Raw genomic sequence first — 20,483 nt, 5'->3', positions numbered from 1 at the left:
CCCCAGGTCGGTCGAACAACGATGACGAGCGGATCACCGGGCTCGCCATGGCGGCGGGCCGGGGCGACCGCACCGCGCTCGAGGAGTGGGTCCGCGCGACCCAGGCCGACGTCTGGCGCTTCCTCGCCCATCGCGCCTCCCCGGCGCTGGCCGACGACCTGACCCAGGAAACGTACCTCCGCGCGTTCGGTTCCCTGCCGCGATTCGCTGGCCGGTCCTCCTCGCGGACCTGGCTGCTGTCGATCGCCCGGCGGGTCGTGGTGGACCACATCCGCTCGGTCTCGGCGCGGCCTCGGCTCTCGGGTGCCGAGGACTGGCAGCGCGCGGCGGAGGACAGGGCCGTGCGCGACCAGGGCAGCGCCGGTTTCGAGGACCTGATCGAGCTCGGGCTGCTGCTGGACGGGCTCGACGAGGACAGGCGGGAAGCGCTGGTGCTCACCCAGTTCCTCGGACTGTCCTATGTGGAGGCTGCCGAGGTGTGCGGGTGTCCGATCGGGACGGTGCGCTCACGGGTCTCCCGTGCCCGCGAGGACCTGCTGCGCGCGAGGGACGAGCAGAACAACGCGATGTGAGCGGGCCCGCTCGTCAGCCTTTCCGCCGAGCCGCTTTTTTCAGCCGCCACACCATGAACAGCACCGGCAGCCGGACCACCTGTTCGAGTAGCCTGCCGCTGCCCGGGACCAGCGGGGCGAACGACGAGGTCCAGGACAGGTCGGTCCCGCCGCCGTTCTCCTCCAGCGTGACCGTCGCGTGGTAGTCCTTGACGGGCACGACGCGCCCGACGAAGCAATAGGACAGCTTCTTGCCCGGCTCGTATTCGGTGATCCGTTCCCTGATCAAAAAGGGCCAGATGCCTGCCGAGCGGACCGAATCGAGCCCGCCGTCGGTGTCCGTCCCCAGTTTCTCCCATTTCGAGGAAAGAATCAGCGGCCAGGCCCAGCGTTTCCACTCGGGCACGTCGGAGAGAATGTCGAAAATAATCGCCGGTGTGGCCGGATAACTGCGCTTGATGGCGAAACCGAAACTCTTCACCGAACCCCGTTTCCCCGTCGTGCCGCCCTGTCTGCTCAGCACTTCAGCATGTCCATGGGGTCATGGTCAACTTGGTGCCGACGGGTCGTACGGGGGTTACAAGACCGCGCGGCCGCAGGCCTGACCACGGTGACAAGAAACCACGGCCGCGCTCCTTTTCCGCCATTTATCCGGCTCGGCGGACGGACATTCGCTACCCGTGTTCTGGTCCGAGGAAAATCGGGTTGGTCATCGCCACCATCGCGTTGGGCGTGGCGGTGTTCGGGCCGCCGGACGGGCGCCGGACTTCGGCCCTGACCCAGCGGCTGTAACGCGGATACGTCGTCCAGGTGACGGTGGCTGAACCGGAGTCGCCGACCGTCTCGGTGTGCTGCGGGCCGAGCTGGTCGAGGATCGACACCGTCGTGCCGGGGACGCCGCCGACGACGACCTGCACGGTCACCGGGGTGCCCGTGCCGACATCGGCCCGGCCACCGATCTGCGCGGTGCTTGCGCCGGCCGCCGCGGTGAACGACAGCGTGACCGCCGACGACTCCGCGAGCCAGGCGCGCCCTGCTTTCAGCCCGCGCAGCAGGTCCTCCTTGCGGAGGCTGTCGGCCTGCACGACCGTGTGCGGCAGCGCGACCCGCTGATCGGGGTTGTGCGCGTCGGAGTCGCCGATCGCCGGGATCCAGAGACCGCCGCGCAGCAGGCCGTCCCAGTGGATGACGCTCGCCTGGTCGTCCTCGGTCCACGGGCCGTTCCAGACCTCCACCAGGTCGGCGATCTCGTAGGCGAACTCATAGGTACAGCCGAAGCAGTTCGCGAACGGGTGGGCCGCGGTGACCAGGCCGCCCGCCCGGTGCACCTCGTTGACGAACCGGCGGAAATCGGCCGGGTCCGCGGCCCGGTAGCGCCAGTCGATCCAGGTGCCCGCCGGGAGCCCGATCGCGGGCCAGTGCCCCGATCGGGTGGTGACCTCCTCGCCGTTGAGGATGAGCAGGTCGTCGGTGGCGTGATCGCCCCACTGCAGCTGCGAGCTGGACGTGTTGTGGTCGGTGGAGACGATGAAGTCCAGCCCGGCGGCCCGCGCGTCGGCGACGAGCTGGTCGGGCGTGCGCCTGCCGTCGGAGTACACGGTGTGCAGGTGGCAGTCACCGCGGTACCAGGACCTGCCGCGCTGGCGGGCCGGGGCGGTCTCGGGCGCGGGGTTGGGCTTGAACGGCGTGCCCTGCGGGCCGAAGTGCAGGGTGACGTCCACCCGGTAGTTCAGGCCCTGCGGCGCGACGGTGTACGGGCCGAGGATGACATGCCAGGTGCCCGGCTTGATCGGCCCGGCGAGGTAGCCCGGCGTCGCCTCGGACGCACTGATCGAGAACCGGTCGCGGAACCCGCCCGACCAGCCGCGGAAACCGCGCTGGTTGCCGAGCTGGTGGCCTTCCGGGCCGAACATGCCGATGTCACAGGCGTTCCCGCGGGTGCCGCTGGGCACGGACGGCCGGTCGTAGGAGTACACGACGTCGATCTGGCTGACCCCGCGCGGCACCTCCACGGGCAGGTAGTACCAGTCCGGGATGTCCGGTTTGAAGGTCCCCGTCACGGTCTTCGTCTGCTGGGCGGTCCCGGGTTCCGGGGTGGCGAACGCGACCCCGGGCAGAAGGCTCAGCGCGGCCGCGGCACCGCCTGCCCGCAGCAGATTGCGCCGGGTGAGATCTCCAGTGGACATGCCTACCTCCGCATCGGTGACGGCCACGACGCTAGGTCGGCACCGGCGACGTCTCAACCACCATCGGGTGAACAACTGAGGAGTTGACCCACGGTCACGACCTGGCAGGGTGGGTCCGATGAGCGGTGACGACGAGCGGGCGGGCGTACCCCTGACCAACCTCGACCAGCCCTTGCTGGCGGGGGAGGACGCGACCAAGCGGGACCTCGTGGACTACCTCGACGCCGTGCGAGACCGCATCCTGCCGGGGCTGGCGGGCAGGCCGTTGTCGGTGATGCGGGTGCTGCGCGGCCAGAAGCCCTTCATGCAGAAGAACCTGCCGAAGTACACCCCGGAGTGGGTGCGGCGGGTGCCTGTGTGGGCGGAGGCGTCGAAGCGCGAGGTCAACTACGCGCTCTGCGACGACCGCCGCACGCTGCTGTGGTTCGCGAACCAGCGCGCGATCGAGTACCACCCGACGCTGTCCCTCGCCGAGAGCCGGGACCGGCCCACCCACCTCATCCTCGACATCGATCCGCCGCCGGGGGACGGGTTCACCCCGGCCGTGCGGGCCGCGCTGCTGGTGCGTCAGGCGTTGGCCGACGCCGGGCTGGCCGGTGCGGTCAAGACCAGCGGCGCCAAGGGCGTGCACGTGTTCGTACCGGTCGAACCGGCGCCTGCCGAGGACGTCGCCGCGGCCACCCGCGCCCTCGCCGCCAGGGCCGAGCGGCTCGACCCGGCCGTCGCGACCACGGCGTACATCCTGGAGGACCGCGAGGGCAAGGTGTTCCTCGATTCGACCCGCGCGGGCGGTGCCACGGTCGCGGCGGCGTACAGCCCCCGCATCCGGCCGGGCCTGCCGGTTTCGTTCCCCGTCGCCTGGGACGACCTGGAAAGCGTCACCCCGGCCGACTTCACCATCCGCACCGCGCCGGGCCTGCTGGGCGAGGGGGATCCGTGGGCCGAGGCGATGCCCGCGCCGCAACGGCTCGACGCCGCGCTGGTGGCCGAGGGCCACGAGATCCCGGTGGCCAGGGTGGCGGCCATGCACGAGGGCAAGCGCCGCGCCCGCGCCCGCCGCGAATCCTGAGTCGGCCGAGCCTCGGGAACCGTTGGCAGGTCAGAAAGCCGTCCACGTCCAAGGGCGGGGCTCTTCACCGCGAAGACAAGCGATCCGGTGACGTGGACCTGCTGGTCTGGCCATGGCAGCGACGCCGTCGCACAGGTCGGCTACGTCTCCGATGCTCTTGTGAGGTTCTGCCACCCGCTTCAGGTCGTCCAACTCGGCGATGACTCCTGCTTTCGCGATCGGAATCAACGCTTTGCCGATGCTGCACTGGTGTTCCGCCTCGTCGTAGCAGACCAGCCATGGCGGATTCTTGTCGTTCGAGCGTTCGGCAAAGTGATCGTCGGCCCTGCTCGCTTCAACAAGGGCTTCATCAGGAGGAATGGGCGTCTCGTCGCGCAGAAGGTCTCCAAAGGAAGGGGGCAGAGCTCACCTAACGGGTTCGATCCAGCGCGAATCGTGGATGATGAGCGCGACTGGTTCCGATCCTCGAAGGGGCACGTAGTGACGACTCCTCCACTGTCCAGCTCTCCGGTGGCTGTTCTCGATGTCCGAGTACATGACCATGAGGACGTTCTCCGCCGCGTTGAACACGTCCTCGACCTGCGCCTTGACCGGTCGTCTGTGGTCTACGGCGATTCTGGAGCCACCGAGGGGTTCCGCACGAGTAACGGCACCTGGGCGCGGGTCGAGCGGCGCAATCGCTGGCGAATCAACAGTGCGGTGTGGGTCGGCCTTGAAGCGGCCTCGACGGTCAAGGGCGTGAAGAAGCCCGAGTGGTTCCAGGGGACGACGTGGGCCGACAACGCTCGTGAAGTCGTGTGGCGAGCCGACGAGGTCGAACTGATCTCCGCACTAGTCGTGGGTGACCTCGCCAATGCGGCCACGCTTCCGGATGCCTGGTGGGCAACTGTCCGGGACTCCCTGACGGCACTTGCGGCCCACCAGACCGAACGGGTGGGGATGACCCAAGCTCACTTGACTAAGCGGATCAGTGAGGTGTTCGACGGGGTCAACACGACCGTTGACGACTGGACCACTGCACACGCTGATGTGCACTGGGGCAATCTGTCCGTTGAGGGTCACTTGATCGACTGGGAAGACTGGGGCGCGGCTCCGCGTGGCCTCGACGCTGCCACGTTGTGGCAGTCAGCTTTACCGGACGCGGCCGTTGCGGCGCGGGTGCAGCATGAGTTCGGCGGAGACTTGCGGACTCGGTCCGGCAGGTTGTCCCAGTTGCTTGTGTGCGCGAACGCGATCCGCATCGCCGCCCGTCGCGGGAAGCCGACTCCGTTGTCGGAGCCCGCGAAGGCGGCGGCACAGGTACTGGTGGCGGAGTTGCGGGCGTAGCCTGGCCAGCAAGCAGCGCTATCGGGTTTCGGTGCTGGCTCGATCGACTGGCCCGCCACCGTGAGCGAAAGCAGTGAGATCACTCCGTTGGCAGGTCAGAAAGCCGTCCACGTCCAAGGGCGGGGCTCTTCACCGCGAAGACAAGCGATCCGGTGACGTACCTCCTCGGCGGCTGCCGGGTCGTCGGCGGCTTTGGTCATCACGAAGGACAGCCAGCGAAGCTCTTGCAAGTCGGCAAGGGTGCGGTAACCGGGCGACTCGGTTACGTCGTGGCCACCGTAGGCCTTCACGAAGGACTCGTAGTCGGCCTGGGTCAGGCGGGCGAAGTCGAGGTAGTCGACCGCCAGGTCGATCAGATCATGGTCCGGGTGCCCGAGCGCGACATTCTCCAGGTCAAGCAGAACGGGGTGACCGTCCTCCGTAACGGCGACATTGCCTTGCCAAGCGTCGCCGTGGATCACGGTCCGACTCTGTCGATGGTTGTGCCCTGTGTAGTCGTCGCGCACTGCGGTCAGTCGCTCGACAAACCATTCACGATCAGCTTGGCCGAGCCAGTCGGTGGTGTCGAGCCGCTGGGATATACCGTGGAACGGGTCGTGGATCGGCAGTTCGAACGCGGTCGGGGCTGGTAGCGAGTGCAAGATGGCCAGCAGCGTGCCCAGCTCCGCAGGACTTCCGGACCGGTGTTTCGGAATGAGAGTCCACCAGGTCACCGGCCTGTCCTCAATCACTACCGGCTGCGGCAGGCCGGGAACCGCTTGGACGACCCGGATGCCCGCCTCGGCAGTCAGCCAGTGTGAGACCTGCACCTCCCGGCGAGCGATGTCCGACGTTCCTGTTCGTCCAATCCGGGCGACGATGCCGTCCGGCAGTTCGTAGATCGTGTTGTTACCGTCGCGGATCATCCTGGCTTCGGTGGCGTCCAGTCCGGCTATCGCCGCTGCGGCCAGGAGGACTCTGCCCGCTGACGTCGGTTTCGGTGTCACGCGGGTGATGATGTCAAGGACCTGCTGGTCTGGCCATGGCAGCGATGCCGTCGCACAGGTCCGTTACGTCTCCGATGCTCTTGTGAGGTTCTGCCACCCGCTTCAGGTCGTCCAACTCGGCGATGACTCTTGCGGAGTTGAGCGGTGCGGCCCCGGTGACAGCATTTCTGCCGATCATCGCTGCTTGTCTGGGGTCGTCTGTCACCATCAAGAGTGAGGCCAAGCGGATTTGCGAAAATACCCGGGAACGGGGATACCGAGCGTCGTGTAATCGGATGGCGGCTTCGAGCCTAGAGGAAGCCAACTCCGGTTTGCCCTCGTCTTTCGCGATCGGAATCAACGCTTTGCCGATGCTGCCCTGGTGTTCCGCCTCGTCGTAGTAGACCAGCCATGGCGGATTTTCGTCGTTCGAGCGTTCGGCAAAGTGATCGTCGGCCCTGCTCGCTTCATCAAGGGCTTCTCTGTTCCGCCCGGTCAAACCGAGCAACCGCGCACGGACCGTCCCTAACATGGCTCGCGCGGTGCTGGTCAGTCTGTCTGCTCTCACCTGTGATAATTCGATCAGGGTGAGGGCTTCCTCGAAATTGCCGAGGTAGGTCGCTTTGCGTGCCATGCCCGCCAACGTGTCTGCCCGCAGGCCCCAGGAACCGCCTTGTTCGGAGCACCACAAGGCGAACTCGAAGCAGTGGTCGGCCGCGCGGTGATCGGCGATGTCGAAAGCCGAGTATGCGACCACGCCGCCGAGGTTGCCGACCGCTTCCAGCAGCGCGTTACGTACATTGTCGGCCGCCCTCGATTCCAGGAGCTTGCCTGCCCACCGGAGTTGACCCATTGCCGCTTCACAGGACAGGCCGCCGCCGAAAAGGTTCTCCGACATGGCGATGGCGCTTGTCGTCGCGCGTACGTGGTCCACCTCTGTCTGCCCGACGCGGGCCGGGACCGGGGTTTCGAGGGTAATGCGCCGGAGAAACTCTGTCGGGGTGGTGCCGAGATCGGCGGTGGCCTTGAGTCCGCCCGTGGTCACGGTCTTGACCGGGCCTGTCAGCGGACCGGTGCTACCGCGCCGGTTGGCGGAGAAGCCCAGTTTCGCGTCGCTGTCGACCCCGAGAACGGCCCTGAGGCCTGCGCGGTATGGCTCGTTCGGCCAGCGTACCTGTCCGCGTTCGTAACGCGCGACGGAATGGCCGTCGAGCTCAAAACGCTTGCGCCGGGTGTGCCAGAGATACTCGTTGACCGCGTCCGCGAGTTCGCCACGGCTCATTTGTTCGCCGGGTCTGGTTCGCGATGACGTCGCTTCGCGAACCGCGCGAAGGGCCTCATTGCGCGTAACCATTGCCGTTACCTCCTGAACAGGTTGTCAGGTGACCGTACCTGTCCGACCGCGCCAACGTCCCAGAATGCCCCGGGCAGGACAGAGATGCCCTGGAACCTGCCCTCGGGAAAAGGGTGCGGCCATCGGACGCTGGGGTCATGAAAACGACGGTTCGCAAACGTGTCCATCTGACGTGGGTGACGGCGGTGACACCGGTGGTGGACCATGCGGTGACCGATGATGGGTTCGCGGCCGGGCTCGCTGCTGGGGACGGCGTTTATGTCGGGATTTGTGGTGTCCGTTTCGTGCCTGCCTCGTTGATCTCCGAGCCGGGCGCGGTGTGTTCGCGGTGCAAGGTGGTGCTGACGCCGGTGCCGGGATCGCGGGCGAAGCGGCGGAGCAGGGTGGCCGGTCGTGGCTGAGGTGACTTCGGTCGAGGGGGTCGGCGAACTGGTGGCGGAACTGCGGGCCCTGCGCGTCCGGCGGGGATTGTCGCAGGAATGGGTGGGCCGGGCGGTGGGATTGCCCGTTTCGACGGTGTCGCGAGTGGAGGGGAATTGGTATCACTCGACGGTGCTGGTGCGGCATCTCATCGCTTACGCGGAGGCGATGGGGTGCACCTTGCGATTCGTGCTGGTCGCCGACGACTCCGGCGGTCAGCCTGAGAACCTGGCGCCCGGGTGGCGGGCGTTGGGGCTGACCTGGCGTGGCTACCGGATGTCCGCTGCGGAGCTCACGGGCTCCGTTCCGCTGGACACGCCGTTCCGTGCCGCCGCGTGGCTGGCGGAATGCGTGGTCCAGTAGGACGGTTCGGTGTACGTGTGATACGCGCGCAAGGCGCGATGGGAGTACCTCTGCGGGGTGGGCCGGTCCGCGACCGTGTGCGGGGAGGTGATTTCCCACGCCGCGTGCGTCGACTCCGTTTCAGGGCAAGGGTTTCAAGTCGCCGAGGATGGCCTCGCCCTTGGTCAGCCATGCGACGCCGAACGCGAGGATCGCGGCTGTTTCCAGCCACAGCGCGGGATGTAGCGTGCTCGTCTCGGCGCTCAGCAGCCAGTTGGACAGCACGATGAGCACCAGGCTCGCCAGGATGACGCAGCCGGTCACGCGGTAGACGATGTTGCGCTGGGTCTTGCGCGGGGTGGGGTTCGCGGCGTCGCTCTTGGTGAACTGGACCAGGCAGAAATAGGCCAGCGTCAGGAAGAACACCGCGGCGAACACGAGGTGCAGCGTGCCGAGGACGTTGTCCGCGGGCGTCCGGGCGCCGCCGGGCTTCGTCGGGCAGAGCGCCAGGCCGATCGCCGCGACGGCCGCGACGTCACCGGCGACCGCGTCGGTACGGCCGTAACCGCGGTAGGACAGCAGGAAGACGCCCGTGGCGCACATCGCGCCGACGAAGACGTCCCGCACGTCGGTGTAGTAGTAGCCACTGAGTGAGTCCAGCAGGCCACCGCCGTCGACGACCAGCTTGCCGAGGATCAGGACCAGTGGCAGGGCCACGCCGATCACGCCGATGGCGCGGCGGAGGAACAGGTACGAGTGGACGAGGGTGTCCTGCTGTGGTGCGGTCGCCTGGCTCATGACAGTCTCCTGTTCACGGGAGTTCGAAGCCTCACCATGACCATCGGCACGCGGCCGGTGATCCCTGAGTTCGGCGCCGGACAACGAAAGCACATTGTGAGGAAACATGATCCGCGAGGACACGACGTTCGGCAGGCTGGGGGAGCGCCGGGCGGCGTGGTTCTACCCGCCGGAGGCCATCGGGGACGCGCCCGCTGTCGTGATGGCGCACGGGTTCGGGGCCACCAGGGCGCTGGGGCTCGGCTCCTACGCGCGCCGGTTCGCCGCCGCCGGGTTCGCCGTGCTCGTGTTCGACTACCGGGGTTTCGGGGACAGCGAAGGGACTCCCCGGCAGGTGCTCGACGTCGGCAGGCAGCTCGCGGACTGGACGGCGGCGGTGGAGCACGCACGCGGGCTGCCGGGGGTCGACCCCGCCCGGATCGCGCTCTGGGGTTCGTCGTTCAGCGGCGGGCATGTCGTCTCGCTCGCGGCGCGCGACCCCCGGATCGCCGCCGTCGTGGCCCAGGTTCCCTACCTCGGGCTGGTCCGGCGGCGCGCGCTGCCCCGCGCCCGGACGGTCAAGCTCGTCGTGAAGGCGCTGGCGGACCGGGCGCTCGCCGCGGCCGGGTCACGGTCCCCGCTGCTCGTGCCGACCATCGGCGATCCGGACTCCGCCGCGCTGCTGCGGGTCGCGGGTGCCGAGGCGCAGTTCCGCTCGCTGCTGGAGCCGGGGGCGAGCTGGGACAACGCCGTCGCCGCGCGCGTCGTCTTGAGCCTGCCTGGGTATCGCCCCGGCGAGGTGGCCGGGCGGATCCGGTGCCCAGCGCTCTTCTGCGCCTGTGAAGCGGACACCATCACACCCAAAGCGCCGGTCGTCGCGGCGGCGCGGGCCGCGCCCCGGGGACGGCTGATCACCTATCCGGGCGAGCACTTCGGCATCTACCGCGGCCCGGTTTTCGAGCGCGCCGTCGAGGACCAGACCCGGTTCCTGGTCGAAGCGTTGACGCTCGTCTAGCGCCAAGAGACTGGGCAGGCGCGTGCCAACCGGCGGACGCCTTCGGCGACTTCTCCGACGGTGCCTGCGCTGACGTAGCTCAGCCGCAGGTGCGGCCCCGGCGGCTCGGCCGCGAAGTACAGCTTGCCCGGCGTGATCGCCACCCCGCCGTGGAGCGCGGCGCTGACCAACGACGCCTCGTCGGCGCCGTCCGGCAGGGGCAGCCACAGGTGGTAGCCACCGTGCGGAACGTCGGGCGCGGGCAGGCCCGGCAGGTGCTCGCGCAGCGCCGCGATCGTGGCGTCGCGGCGATCACGCAAGGCCGTGGTGAGGGTCCGCAGGTGACGTGGCCAGGCGGGCGCGCTGACCAGTTCCAGCGCGGTTTCCTGCAGTGGCCTTGGCACGAAGAAGCTTTCGACGGTGTGCAGGCCGCGCAGCCGTTCCAGGGCGGGCCCGCGAGCGGTGAGCGCGCTGATCCGCAGGCTCGGCGACGTGGGTTTCGTCAGCGATCTGATGTGGACCACCACCCCGTCGGGATCGGCGGCCGCCAGCGGTGGCGGGGGCGCGGGGGAGCCGGGATGGGCCAGCAGGCGCGCGAAATCGTCCTCGACGACGAACGCGCCAGCCTCTCGTGCGATTCGCAGCACGTCCAGCCGCCGTGCCGCGGAAAGCACCGCCCCGGTGGGATTCTGGAACGTCGGCTGGCAGACGAACACCCGGGCGCCGGTGTCGCGGAACGCGTCGGCGAGCAGGCCGGGCCGGACGCCGTCGGCGTCGACCGGCACCGGGACCGGGCGCAGGCCGGACGCGCGGGCGATCGCCAGCAGCCCCGGGTAGGTGGGCGATTCGACCAGCACCGGCGCCCCGGGCACCGCCAGCGCACGCAGCGCCGTGGTGAGCGCGCTCTGCCCGCCCGAGGTGATCAGCACGTGCTCGGCGGTCAGCGTGCCGCCGGGACCGGCGATGTCGCGGGCGAACCAGGTGCGGAGCTCGGGCAGGCCGTGCAGTGGCGGCCTGGTCCAGGCGCCGGGACGACGTCCGGCGTGGGCCAGTGCGGCGGCGAGCGCGCGTTCCGGCTGCAATACCGGGTGGGGGTAACCGCCGTTGAGGTCGATCACCTCGGGTGGCGGGTCGGTGCAGCAGGCCAGCACCCCGACCGCGTCGATCGTCCTGGCATCCGCCCCGGCGCTGAGCGCGACCTCCTGCCAGGACACGTCCCCGGCGCTCGCGGGCGCCCGCCGGGGCGGGGCGCGGAACACCCCGGCGCCCGGCCGAGCGATCACCAGGCCCTCGGCGGTCAGCGCCGCGATCGCCCGCGACACCGTCACCGGGCTCACCCGATGCCGGTGCACCAGCTCGCGACTGGACGGCAGTTTGCCCCCCGCCGGGTAGCGCTCCAGCTCGCCCCGAAGCTCTACCAGCAACGAAGTGACACTGCTACTATCGGACATGAAGCTAGACGATAGCGCTACTACGCTCCGGCGAGTAGCGCCCGCCACCGGAATCTTGCTGTCGGCGCTGGGCGTACTGGTCTTCTCGTTCAGCTTCCCGGCGACCGCGTGGTCCTTGCACGGGTTCGGCGCGTGGACGACCTCGGGTGGCCGGTGTGTCCTCGCGGCGCTGCTCGCGGCCGTGGCGCTCAAGGCGTGCCGGGTGCCGCTGCCGCGCCGGACCCAATGGCGGGGGATCGCCGTCGTCTCCGCCGGGTGCGTGCTGGGCTTCCCGATCCTGACCACCCTCGCACTGCGCACGTCCTCGACAGCGCATTCAGCGGTGGTCATCGGCATGCTGCCGCTGGCCACCGCGGTCGTGTCCTCCGTGCTGACCGGACGCCGCCCGTCTCGCCGGTTCTGGCTCGCCGCGGGTGCCGGCGCGGTGGCGGTGCTGACATTCACCGTCCTGCAGAGCCAGGGCGCTCCGTCCGGGGCGGACCTGCTGCTGTTCGGCGCGCTCGTGCTCTGCGCGTTCGGGTACGCCGAGGGCGGCAGGCTCGCCGCCGAGATGCCCGGCTGGCAGGTCATCGCCTGGGCGCTGGTGGTCGGTCTCCCGGTCACCGTCCCGCTGACCGCGGTGGCGCTGGCGACCGAGCCGATCCACCTCAGCGGGCAGGCGGTGGCGGGGTTCGCCTACGTCGCGCTGCTCTCGCAGTCCGGCGGTTTTGTGGCCTGGTACAAGGGAATGGCACAGATCGGCGTGGCAAGGGCGAGTCAGCTCCAGCTCGCGCAGCCGCTGCTGACGCTGGTGTGGGCCGTGCTGCTGCTGCACGAACAGCTCCCGGTCGCGGCGCCGATCACCGCGGTGGTGGTGCTCGGCTGCATCGCGGTCACCCAGCGGGCACGGACCTAGCGCTCAGAACGCGTCTGAGAACGGACGTAGCAGCCGCCGCTCGAAGCCTCGAGCACCTGTCCTTCGAAGCCGCTTACCCTCCACAAAGGACAGAAAATCCACCCATTCGCCCGTTTCATACCTCCCTGACCGTTTCATGCGTGCCCCTGAAGGCCACCATGACAGCGTTAAACGCCGTGAAGGCTCCCATCAGGGCATACGGCAAGCCTGGGGTGGCGACTGAAGGGGACTGGACGGCATGACATCAGTTTCCGGACGCGCTCAGGCGGGGTCGACGCGGTAGCCGAAGCCGCGCACGGTGTGCAGCATCGGCGGGGTGTGGAGTTTGCGGCGCAGCTGGGCGATCAGGACGTCGAGCACGTTCGACGCCGGATTGGCCATCTCGTCCCAGCCCTGTTCGATCAGCTCGGTGCGGCTCACCGGCGTCCCCTGCCGCGAAACCAGCAGTTCCAGCACCGTGAACTGGGTCCTGGTCAGGGTCAGCAGCACACCCGCACGGCGGACCTCGTGCCGCCCGGCGTCGAGTTCGAGGTCGCCGCAGCGCAGGACCGGCGGCGTGACCGCCGCGCCGCCCCACCGGCACAGGCTCAGCACCCTGGCCACCAGTTCCTCCATCGCGAACGGTTTGACCAGGTAGTCGTCCCCGTGGGTCAGGCCGTCGACGCGGTGGGCGACGCTGTCGAGGGCGGTCAGGAACAGCACCGGCAGGGCGAACCCCTCGGCGCGGCGGCGGCGCAGGTAGTGCAGCGAGTCCCCCGACGGCAGCATCCGGTCGAACACCGCGCAGTCGTAGGCGTTCACCGCGAGCGCCTCGTCCGCGGCTGGCAGGTCCGCGGCGGTGTCCACCGCCAGCCCGGCCCCGCGCAGCGAACCGCTGACGGCGATGCGCAGGTTTTCGTCGTCCTCGATGAGGAGTACTCGCACGAGTACGAACGGTAGCGGTTCGTGTGCGAGCGCCACACCACTACCCCGTGGCGCCGAGGACGTCCTCGGCGAGGAGGCTCTTGAGCTCCGCGATGTCCGGCATCCGGCCGAGCCCGCGCAGCCGCCGCGACTGCGCCTTGCGCGCGCCTTCGAACAGCCGCCGGGCGTCGCGCGCGTTGCCGAACCCGGCGGTGCCCGCGATCCGGGCGAAGTGGTCCAGCAGGACGGGGGTGGTGTCCGCGGCGAGTTCGTAGTCGGCGTCGGCGACCATCCGCTCGATGATCAGCAGCAGGTCGGGCGCCGAGTAGTCCTCGAACTCGATGGTCTTGGCGAACCGCGACGCGAGCCCCGGGTTGGCGGCCAGGAAGTCCATCATCTCGCCGGTGTACCCGGCGACGATCACCGCGACCTCGGTGCGGTGATCCTCCATCAGCTTCACCAGCGTGTCGATGGCCTCCTGGCCGAAGTCCCCGCCGGAGCCCGCCTGCCGTGAAAGCGTGTACGCCTCGTCGATGAACAGCACGCCGCCCTTGCACTCCTCGAACACGAGCGACGTCTTTTCGGCGGTGTGGCCGATGTACTGCCCGACCAGGTCGCGCCGCGACACCTCACGGAACTTGCCGCCGCTGAGCACGCCGAGTTCGCGCAGCAGCCGCGCGTAGACCCGCGCGACCGTCGTCTTCCCGGTACCCGGCGCGCCCGCGAAGATCAGGTGGTGGCCGACCGCGCCGACCGACAGCCCGGCGCGGCGGCGCCACTCGTTGACCTGGATCTCGTCCACCACCGCGCGGACCTCGGCCTTCACCGCGGGCAGCCCGACCATGGCGTCGAGTTCGGCGAGCAGCCCCCCGACGCCGGGTTCGGCGGCGGCCGGGCGGGCCGGTTCGGCCGCGAGCCGGATGATCACCGGGTCGGCGCCGTCGGCGAGTTCGATGTCCGGGTCGGCGGTGTTGTCCAGGCGGCAGTTCTCGACGACCCCGCCGCAGCCGGGACCGAACGCGATCCCGGCGCCGTTCACGTCGTGCACCGTGGTGTGCCGGATCCGCGGCACACTCTGGTGCACCACCGCGATGCCCTCGCGCGCGGTGCGGGAGATGTCGCAGCCCTCGATGACCGGGCGGGCGTACTGGTAGACGTAGATCCCGCGCTGCCCGCAGCCCGCGATCACGCAGTCCACTATGGACGGATCGGCGCCGAGCCCGGCGACCACCCCGTCGCCGCCGACGTCGGTGATCGACGTCGACTCGATCCGCCCGGACGAGCTTTCCACCGTCACACCCTGCTCGGCGCCGCTGAGCGTGCACCCGCTGATCAGGAACCGCCGCGAGCCGCGTATCCCGATCGCGGGCCCGAGCCGGGAGGTGACGGTGCATCGTTCCACCGTCAGCTCGGCGTCCTCGGCCCGGATACCGCTCGCCGTCGTCCGGACGTCGATCCCTTGCAGTGTCAGCGATCCCTGCCGCAGGCTCACCACCGGCCGGTCGCCGTCGGAGATCTCGAGGCATACCGTCGCGCCTTCGGCCGCCCGCAGGGTCAAGGCGCGGCCGACGAGTTCGAACGTCTCCGGGTAGGTCCCGGCGGCGACCGAGATCGCCGCACCGTCCGGCGCTTCCCGCACGGCGTCGCCGATGGTCGCGTAGGCGCCGGGTTTGTCTGGCGCGACGTGCAGGGTGCGGGCCGTGGCCGCGGCCGTCATCAGCTCGCCTTCTCGGCGAGCCAGCCGCGGGCGGCGGCCTTGGCGCCCGCCTGGAACCGGCTGGCCGCGCCGAGCCGGTTCATCAGCTCGGACACCGTGCGGCGCACCGTGCGCACCGAGATGCCGAGCCGGTCGGCGACCATCGCGTCGGTGCAGCCCTCGGCCAGCAGCGTCAGCAGCTTCCGCTGCCGGGCGGCGGCGGTCTCGTTCTCCGGCACGCCGGCCGCGACCATCGGCACCCCGGCGGCCCACACCCAGTCGAACAGCTCGACGGTAGTGGTGACCACGGCGGGCAGGTGGAACGAGGCCACCCCGGACACCGCGCCGGTGGCGGTCCGGCTGACCGGCAGCACCGCCACGGTCCCGTCGATCACCAGCGCGTCGCCCGGGATCCTGGCGACGGTCCGGACGGCCGCGCCCGCCATCGCCAGCCCGGCGAGCTGGGAGGAGAGCCCGGGTGCGGTGCGCGCGCGGTCGGTGGCCAGCACCCGGTACCGCACCCCGCGGCGCAGGTTCTCGTGGTCGATCGGCCGCAGGGTGCCGATCGGGTCGAGCCCGGCGGTGGTGCGGCCGGTCAGGATCAGGACGTCGCGGGTGGCCGACGCCAGGAGTGCTTCGGGACCGGCGCCGGACCAGCCGGGGAGCCCGGCTGCGGGGTCGAGTGCGAGCAGGCTCATGACGGGAAACCTCCGAGTGGTAGGGAGGCGGCGACCCCGGAGAGGTGGTCACCGTCCAAACGGGACAGATGGAGGCCGGCCGGAGCCAGCAGTGCGGTGAGCCAGGTGGCGGCGGAGTCGACCGCCGCCTCGGTGACGGCCGCGAGGCGCAGCACCGCGGTGGATTCCCGGGTGCCGGTGCGGCCGCCGGAACGAGCGGCGACGGTCACCGTGACCGCGATGCCCGCCGTCGGCGTGAGCAGCCGCGCGACCCAGCGCGCCGCCACCCGGCCGTCGAGCCCGGCCCAGCCGTCGACGGTGAAACAGGCCTGCGACACCGGGCCGGTGCGCCAGAAGCCCCAGTCCTCGCGAACCTCGTGGCGGCCGCCGGTGACGTGGGCCAGCGCGGTCAGCGCGGCGAACCCGGCGTCCTCCGGCAGCGGTTCGGTGGGCACCCCGGCCCGGACGAGCGCCCGCCGGACGCGGCGCAGCGCGTTGCGCAGTGCGAGTTCGAGCTCCTCGTCATCGGGGACCTCGGCCGTGCGCACGGCCTGGACCGCGAGCCACAGCCGGACCGGGGTGCCCTGGCGCGCGGGGGAGTGGAAGGCCGCCTGGACGGCGAACTCGTGGCCCTGCCCGTCGCCGCCGGGCAGCAGGTCGGCGGGCGGCGGGAACGACGCGGCCATCGGCGGGTTGCGAGGCTTGAGCAGTGCGGTCAGCCCGTGCTCGTTGCCGAGCACCATGGTCGCGCCCTGCCGGGTGTCGATGGTCCGCACCGACGAACCCGGGCGGAGCAGGCCGAGCAGTGCGAGCGCCTTGTCCGCCCGGTCGGGCAGATCGTGGCGGCGGGCCCGGAGCTGGAACCGCAAGCGCAGCACGAGCAGTTCGTAGAGCCAGTGCCCGCGCACCCGGATCGCGGTCAGCGCGAGCACCACCGCGGCTCCGGCCGAAACCGACGCCAAGACCGGCCACGGCTGCCGCAGCGAGCCCAGCACCGACAGGACCGCCACCTGCCACCAGATCACCTGGACGACGCCGAGGTGCTCGGTGTACCCGGTGGGCCGGTTCCCGGCCGGAGCCTGCTGCCTGACCTGCGGTGCCGCGGCGGGCCTCGGCAGCGCCCGCTGGGCCACGTGCGGCCTGCCCGGTGCGTACGCCATGGGTGCGGGTGCGGCCATCGGCCCGGCGTACGCGGCCGCGGTGCCCGCCGCGGCCGCGACCACCCGCACCGGCCGTCCGGCCGCCTGCTGCTGACTGTCCACAGTGAACTGACCGGGGTGGGTGGCCGGTTGCGGCCAACTCGGCGCGATCGGGTGAACCTGGCCGACGGACGCGTTAGCGTACGGACCCGATGTGGTCGTCACCGGAACCCTGCCCGCGCCTGCCGGGGGCGCCTGAGCCGCGCTTGAACCGCCGAATTCCATCTGCCCTCCTCCTGACCACCGGTCGCCGCCGCCGCCGCGGCTGCGATCACCGGCTTACGATCACCCCGGACACATGAGGTTTCGATGACACGAGGCGCACAGTGCGAGTACTGGTGGTCGAGGACGACGACGATCTGCGGACGGCGGTGCGCGCCGAGCTCGGCGCCGCCGGGCTGGACGTGGTCGCCGTCGGCGATCTCACCGCGGCCGACGCGGCGATGAACGAGGGCGGTTTCGCCTGCGCGGTGTTCGATCGGATGCTGCCCGAGGGCGACTCGATCACCTACGTGCAGCAGCGGCGGCTCGGCGGGTGCACGGTCCCGGTGCTGTTCCTGACCGCCCGTGACAGCGTCGCCGACCGGGTCGCCGGGTTCGCCCACGGCGGCGACGACTACCTGGTCAAGCCGTTCTCCCCCGCGGAGTTGACGGCACGGGTCCGGTCGCTGGGCCGTCGCGCCGACACCGGCCGCCCGGCCCTGCTGCGCTACGCCGACCTCGAGGTCGACTGCGCGCGCCGCGAGACCCGCCGCGGCGGGGTGCGGCTGACGTTGTCCAGCCGGGAGTTCGCGGTGCTGGAGTACCTGGCCATCCGGCCTGAGCAGGCGGTGGCCAGAGCCGAGCTGATCGAGCACTGCTGGGACGAGGCCGCCGACCCGATGTCCAATGTGGTCGACGCGGTGGTCCTGCGGCTGCGGCGGAAACTGCGGGAGCCGAACCTCGTCCACACCGTGCGCGGCCGCGGGTACCGGCTGGCGATGCCGGACCAGACCTCGTGAGGCGGTCGGCGGCCGAGCGGCTGCGCCGGCTCAGGTGGCTGCTCACGCTGCTGTTCACCACGATCAACGCGGTCGGCCTGATCGTGTTCGCCGTCTTGCTGGTCCACAACGACGACGAGCAGCGCGTCACCCGGCTCGATGACGACCTGAGCCAGGTCACCGCCGTCGCGCTCAGGCTCGTCCAGTACGACGCCGGTGGCCTGCTCACGGAAGTGGCCAAGGACGACGAAGCCAACCTGCAGTGCCCGCAGTTCGCCGTGCTGCCCGGCGGGGCCGGGAGCTATCAGGGCTACTACAGCGCGAAAGAGTGCGTCCGCGTCGATCGGGCCAAACTGGTCGAGCTGGCCAAGAAAGCGGCCGAGTCCGGGCGGACGGCGATCGGGTACGTCACCGGCACCGACGGCGGGTTCGTCCGGATCGGGGTCCGGCCCTTCCGCGCCAAGACCGGGCAGTACATCGGCGCCGCTGTCGCGGTGAGCGACGCGGAACCCGCGCTGGCGGCACACAAGGACTACCTGCTGCTGGTGACCAGCGGCTGCGCCCTGCTGATCGCGGCCATCGCGGCGGGCAGCTACCTACTGGCCGGGCGCGCGATCCGGCCCGCGGTGCTCGCGCTCGAACAGCAGGAGCTCCTGCTCGCGGAGACCGCGCACGACCTGCGCACGCCGGTCGCGGCCCTGCGGGCACTGGCCGAAACCGCGCTGCGACATCCGGGGCAGGACCCCGAGGTGCTGCCCCGCACCGTCCACCTGGCCTCGCGGATGGGCGGCATCATCGACAGCCTGCTGGTGCGGGCCCGGCTCGCGGCGGGCGTCGACCAGCTCGCCGAGGAACCGGTGTGGCTCGACCAGCTGGTGACCACACTGGTCGAGGAGACCCCGGCCGACGGCGCCAGTGTGACGGTGACCGCAGCGCCCTCGCTGGTGCGCGTCGACCCCGGGCTCGTGCAGCGGGCGATCAGCAACCTGCTCGACAACGCGCTGCGCTACGGGCGGCAGCCCGACCAGCCCGCCATCGTGCACATCACCGTCGCGAACGGCCGGGTCATCGTGGCCGACCACGGTCCCGGCGTGGACACCGAGCTGGCCGGTGAGGTGATGGACCGGTTCCGCAGCGGCAGCGGGTCGAGCGGGCTGGGCCTGTCCATCGTCCGCTGGGTCGCCCAGGCCCACGGCGGCTCGCTCGCGATCTACAACGCCGACGAGGGCGGCGCGATCTTCGAGCTCGTCCTGCCGGTGGCCGCCCACCCCTGACCCGCGGTTCGGGACCCCTCCCGAACCAGCTGGTTACCGTCCGTGCGGTGAACGGAACAACACCGGCCCCGGGGGCGCGCACGCTGGTCGCGAACAGCGCAGGGGGTGGCTCGCGCTCATCCGCGTGGCGCCGCCGGGTGCCGGTCGCCCTGATCGCGGTGCTCTGCGCGGCGGCGGTGACCCTCGCCCTCACCGGGGCGGCGAAACCGCCGGGCGGGATGCAGTTCCTCCCGGTCGGGCACTGGGTCTACAACCTCGCCGCGCAGTCGGCTTTCCACGTCGACGGCGCCACCAGCAGCATCGACGCGCAGGCGCCGGTGCCCGGGGACGAGGGCAGCCAGGTCGTGCAGGGGGACACCAGCGGCTACGTCGTCGGCAGCGGTCGGATCACCGAGTTCGGCAAGTCGAACCTGTCGGTCGAGCGGTCCGTCACCCCGCCCTCGGCGGAACCGCCGGTCGGCGTCGAAACCGCGGGCGGGCCGTACCTGGTGTACCGCGACTCCGGCCAGATCGTGCGGCTCGGCGACCCCGCCGCCACGCTGACCGCGGGCGGCCCGGTGGGGGACCCGGTCGCCACCGGCGACGGCACACTCTGGTTGTTCCGCACGGGATCCGGCCTGCTGTGCGAGGTGCCCAGGGGCGCCGACCGCATCTCCTCGTGCCCGGCGACGGCCGCCAAGGGCCACACCGGCGTCCTGACCCTGGTGGCCGACCAGCCCCGGTTCGTCGACACCACCGACGGCACGATCCGCACCCTCGGGCCCGCCGGATTCGGCGCCTCGATACCGCTGGGCGTCAAGGCTTCGCCGGGATCGAGCGCGGCGGCCAACGACGTCTCCGGCCGGGTCGCGATCCTGGACCGCGCCGGACACCGCCTCTACCTCGTCGACGCCGGGAACCCCGCGGTGCGGCCGGTCACCGTGCCCCTGCCCGACGGTGACTACGCCGTCCCGGTCTCCACTGGCTCGGTGGTCGCGCTGGTGGACAAGAAGTCCGGCACGCTGCTGACCTACGACGGCGCGGGCAAGCCGACCGGCTCCAAACCGATCCCGCCGGAGGCCGGGCCGCCCCGCCTGACCCGCGGGGAGGACGCGCGCGTGTACGTCGACGGCGCGCAGGGCGCGCACGTCCTCGTCGTCGACCACGACGGCAAGATCGCGGACGTCCCAGTCGTCGGCGACCATTCGGGTGACGCGCCCAAGCCGGTCACCCCGCCGGACGCGACCACGCTGCCGCCCGCGGATCAGCGCCAGTCGCCGGAAACCCCGCCGTCGCCCCAGAACCCGCCCCGCCAGACGGGCCCGCCCGCGACGGGCACGCAGCAGCCCTCGGCTCCGCCCAAGACCAAGCCCACCCCACCGACCCCACCGACCGCGCCCGCCAGCCCGCCGGGCGCCCCGGCCTCGGTGTCCGCGGGCGCTGGC

General features: G+C 70.8%; 20 protein-coding genes. 10 read left to right on the top strand and 10 right to left on the bottom strand.

Features of this window, described 5'->3' with window-relative positions:
- Positions 1-47 precede the first annotated feature (47 nt).
- Positions 48-572, top strand: coding sequence for a sigma-70 family RNA polymerase sigma factor (locus tag QMK34_RS28985; RefSeq protein ID WP_326417706.1), 525 nt, complete (start codon positions 48-50; stop codon positions 570-572).
- 13 nt (positions 573-585) lie between these two features.
- Here QMK34_RS28985 and QMK34_RS28980 read toward each other — a convergent pair whose 3' ends face one another.
- Both QMK34_RS28980 and QMK34_RS28975 read right to left on the bottom strand, forming a co-directional pair.
- Positions 586-1,074, bottom strand: coding sequence for an SRPBCC family protein (locus QMK34_RS28980; protein WP_326417676.1), 489 nt, complete (start codon positions 1,072-1,074; stop codon positions 586-588).
- Between the two features lie 151 nt (positions 1,075-1,225).
- Complete coding sequence (locus QMK34_RS28975; protein ID WP_326417675.1) at positions 1,226-2,737, bottom strand: CehA/McbA family metallohydrolase; 1,512 nt, start codon at positions 2,735-2,737, stop codon at positions 1,226-1,228.
- A 118-nt stretch (positions 2,738-2,855) separates the two neighbouring features.
- On the opposite strand from QMK34_RS28975, the gene QMK34_RS28970 reads away from it, so the two are divergent.
- Together QMK34_RS28970 and QMK34_RS28965 are read left to right on the top strand one after the other, a co-directional pair.
- Positions 2,856-3,806: a DNA polymerase domain-containing protein gene (locus tag QMK34_RS28970; protein ID WP_326417674.1), complete on the top strand. Its 951-nt coding sequence runs from the start codon at positions 2,856-2,858 to the stop codon at positions 3,804-3,806.
- Positions 3,807-3,893: 87 nt separating this feature from the next.
- Positions 3,894-5,132, top strand: a complete 1,239-nt coding sequence (locus tag QMK34_RS28965; RefSeq protein ID WP_326417673.1) for a hypothetical protein — start codon at positions 3,894-3,896, stop codon at positions 5,130-5,132.
- Positions 5,133-5,227: 95 nt separating this feature from the next.
- Here QMK34_RS28965 and QMK34_RS28960 read toward each other — a convergent pair whose 3' ends face one another.
- Complete coding sequence (locus QMK34_RS28960) at positions 5,228-6,037, bottom strand: phosphotransferase family protein (RefSeq protein WP_326417672.1); 810 nt, start codon at positions 6,035-6,037, stop codon at positions 5,228-5,230.
- Positions 6,038-6,131: 94 nt separating this feature from the next.
- Positions 6,132-7,379, bottom strand: coding sequence for an XRE family transcriptional regulator (locus QMK34_RS28955; protein ID WP_326417671.1), 1,248 nt, complete (start codon positions 7,377-7,379; stop codon positions 6,132-6,134).
- A gap of 209 nt (positions 7,380-7,588) precedes the next feature.
- On the opposite strand from QMK34_RS28955, the gene QMK34_RS28950 reads away from it, so the two are divergent.
- Positions 7,589-7,852: a hypothetical protein gene (locus QMK34_RS28950; RefSeq protein WP_326417670.1), complete on the top strand. Its 264-nt coding sequence runs from the start codon at positions 7,589-7,591 to the stop codon at positions 7,850-7,852.
- Positions 7,845-8,234 (top strand): helix-turn-helix domain-containing protein, encoded by a 390-nt coding sequence (locus QMK34_RS28945; protein WP_326417669.1) that lies wholly within the window; start codon positions 7,845-7,847, stop codon positions 8,232-8,234. Before QMK34_RS28950 ends, QMK34_RS28945 begins: the two co-directional genes overlap by 8 nt.
- Positions 8,235-8,354: 120 nt before the next feature.
- On the opposite strand, the gene QMK34_RS28940 is transcribed toward QMK34_RS28945, so the two are convergent.
- Positions 8,355-9,011 (bottom strand): DUF998 domain-containing protein, encoded by a 657-nt coding sequence (locus QMK34_RS28940; RefSeq protein WP_326417668.1) that lies wholly within the window; start codon positions 9,009-9,011, stop codon positions 8,355-8,357.
- A gap of 106 nt (positions 9,012-9,117) precedes the next feature.
- Between QMK34_RS28940 and QMK34_RS28935 the strand changes: the two genes are divergently transcribed.
- Positions 9,118-10,005, top strand: a complete 888-nt coding sequence (locus QMK34_RS28935; protein ID WP_326417667.1) for an alpha/beta hydrolase — start codon at positions 9,118-9,120, stop codon at positions 10,003-10,005.
- Here the strand turns inward: QMK34_RS28935 and QMK34_RS28930 are convergent.
- Complete coding sequence (locus QMK34_RS28930) at positions 10,002-11,435, bottom strand: aminotransferase-like domain-containing protein (RefSeq protein ID WP_326417666.1); 1,434 nt, start codon at positions 11,433-11,435, stop codon at positions 10,002-10,004. The genes QMK34_RS28935 and QMK34_RS28930 overlap by 4 nt on opposite strands.
- On the opposite strand from QMK34_RS28930, the gene QMK34_RS28925 reads away from it, so the two are divergent.
- A complete protein-coding gene (locus tag QMK34_RS28925) occupies positions 11,434-12,330 on the top strand; it encodes a DMT family transporter (protein ID WP_326417665.1) in 897 nt (298 codons plus the stop codon). The genes QMK34_RS28930 and QMK34_RS28925 overlap by 2 nt on opposite strands.
- 261 nt (positions 12,331-12,591) lie before the next feature.
- Here QMK34_RS28925 and QMK34_RS28920 read toward each other — a convergent pair whose 3' ends face one another.
- From QMK34_RS28920 to QMK34_RS28905, 4 genes are read right to left on the bottom strand one after another with little or no spacing between them, the layout of a single operon-like run.
- Positions 12,592-13,254, bottom strand: coding sequence for a response regulator transcription factor (locus QMK34_RS28920; RefSeq protein WP_326417664.1), 663 nt, complete (start codon positions 13,252-13,254; stop codon positions 12,592-12,594).
- A 40-nt stretch (positions 13,255-13,294) separates the two neighbouring features.
- Complete coding sequence (locus QMK34_RS28915) at positions 13,295-14,950, bottom strand: right-handed parallel beta-helix repeat-containing protein (RefSeq protein WP_326417663.1); 1,656 nt, start codon at positions 14,948-14,950, stop codon at positions 13,295-13,297.
- The gene (locus tag QMK34_RS28910; protein WP_326417662.1) at positions 14,950-15,627 is read right to left on the bottom strand and encodes a helix-turn-helix transcriptional regulator; all 678 of its coding nucleotides are present in this window, start codon (positions 15,625-15,627) and stop codon (positions 14,950-14,952) included. Before QMK34_RS28910 ends, QMK34_RS28915 begins: the two co-directional genes overlap by 1 nt.
- A complete protein-coding gene (locus QMK34_RS28905; protein ID WP_326417661.1) occupies positions 15,624-16,970 on the bottom strand; it encodes a hypothetical protein in 1,347 nt (448 codons plus the stop codon). The genes QMK34_RS28910 and QMK34_RS28905 overlap by 4 nt, the downstream gene beginning before the upstream one ends.
- Positions 16,971-17,131: 161 nt before the next feature.
- Here QMK34_RS28905 and QMK34_RS28900 point away from each other — a divergent pair, with 161 nt between their 5' ends.
- The 3 genes from QMK34_RS28900 to QMK34_RS28890 all read left to right on the top strand — a co-directional run.
- The gene (locus tag QMK34_RS28900; RefSeq protein WP_326417660.1) at positions 17,132-17,806 is read left to right on the top strand and encodes a response regulator transcription factor; all 675 of its coding nucleotides are present in this window, start codon (positions 17,132-17,134) and stop codon (positions 17,804-17,806) included.
- The gene (locus QMK34_RS28895) at positions 17,803-19,059 is read left to right on the top strand and encodes a sensor histidine kinase (RefSeq protein ID WP_326417659.1); all 1,257 of its coding nucleotides are present in this window, start codon (positions 17,803-17,805) and stop codon (positions 19,057-19,059) included. Before QMK34_RS28900 ends, QMK34_RS28895 begins: the two co-directional genes overlap by 4 nt.
- A 47-nt stretch (positions 19,060-19,106) precedes the next feature.
- A partial coding sequence (locus QMK34_RS28890) for a fibronectin type III domain-containing protein (RefSeq protein WP_326417658.1) occupies positions 19,107-20,483 on the top strand: 1,377 nt, incomplete at its 3' end.

Source organism: Amycolatopsis sp. H20-H5, from assembly GCF_035828755.1.
GTDB lineage: Bacteria > Actinomycetota > Actinomycetes > Mycobacteriales > Pseudonocardiaceae > Amycolatopsis.
Note: the sequence above shows the minus strand (reverse complement) of the source record. Positions and strands in the feature narration are given on the sequence as shown.

Bases quoted from the DNA above. Each gene is read 5' to 3' on its own strand.
- QMK34_RS28930 (WP_326417666.1), bottom strand. From the start codon at position 11,435: ATGTCCGATAGTAGCAGTGTCACTTCGTTGCTGGTAGAGCTTCGGGGC.
- QMK34_RS28950 (WP_326417670.1), top strand. From the start codon at position 7,589: ATGAAAACGACGGTTCGCAAACGTGTCCATCTGACGTGGGTGACGGCG.
- QMK34_RS28955 (WP_326417671.1), bottom strand. From the start codon at position 7,379: ATGAGCCGTGGCGAACTCGCGGACGCGGTCAACGAGTATCTCTGGCAC.
- QMK34_RS28985 (WP_326417706.1), top strand. From the start codon at position 48: ATGGCGGCGGGCCGGGGCGACCGCACCGCGCTCGAGGAGTGGGTCCGC.
- QMK34_RS28910 (WP_326417662.1), bottom strand. From the start codon at position 15,627: ATGAGCCTGCTCGCACTCGACCCCGCAGCCGGGCTCCCCGGCTGGTCC.
- QMK34_RS28925 (WP_326417665.1), top strand. From the start codon at position 11,434: ATGAAGCTAGACGATAGCGCTACTACGCTCCGGCGAGTAGCGCCCGCC.
- QMK34_RS28935 (WP_326417667.1), top strand. From the start codon at position 9,118: ATGATCCGCGAGGACACGACGTTCGGCAGGCTGGGGGAGCGCCGGGCG.
- QMK34_RS28960 (WP_326417672.1), bottom strand. From the start codon at position 6,037: ATGATCCGCGACGGTAACAACACGATCTACGAACTGCCGGACGGCATC.
- QMK34_RS28940 (WP_326417668.1), bottom strand. From the start codon at position 9,011: ATGAGCCAGGCGACCGCACCACAGCAGGACACCCTCGTCCACTCGTAC.
- QMK34_RS28975 (WP_326417675.1), bottom strand. From the start codon at position 2,737: ATGTCCACTGGAGATCTCACCCGGCGCAATCTGCTGCGGGCAGGCGGT.
- QMK34_RS28970 (WP_326417674.1), top strand. From the start codon at position 2,856: ATGAGCGGTGACGACGAGCGGGCGGGCGTACCCCTGACCAACCTCGAC.
- QMK34_RS28915 (WP_326417663.1), bottom strand. From the start codon at position 14,950: ATGACGGCCGCGGCCACGGCCCGCACCCTGCACGTCGCGCCAGACAAA.